At 53.9% G+C, this 284-nt stretch carries 1 pseudogene; it reads right to left on the bottom strand.

The features are described 5' to 3' along the window. Positions 1-284 (bottom strand): annotated as a pseudogene (locus tag AC0IXC_RS29185) (Gly-Xaa-Xaa repeat protein); the annotation flags it as partial.

The following is a 284-nucleotide window of genomic DNA, read 5'->3' as shown; positions in this document are numbered from 1 at the left end:
CCCGTGTTACCTTGAACGCCTTGAGGTCCAGTGGAACCAGTAGCACCTGTGTTACCTTGAACGCCTTGAGGTCCAGTAGCACCTGTGTTACCTTGAACGCCTTGAGGTCCAGTAGCACCCGTGTTACCTTGAGCACCTTGAGGTCCAGTGGAACCAGTAGCACCTGTGTTACCTTGAACACCTTGAGGTCCAGTGGAACCGGTAGCACCTGTGTTACCTTGAACGCCTTGAGGTCCAGTGGAACCAGTAGCACCTGTGTTACCTTGAACGCCTTGAGGTCCAGT

The organism is Bacillus sp. AC266, assembly GCF_979253805.1.
The sequence above is the reverse complement of the archived record's forward strand: the minus strand, read 5'-3'. Positions and strand labels throughout refer to the sequence as shown.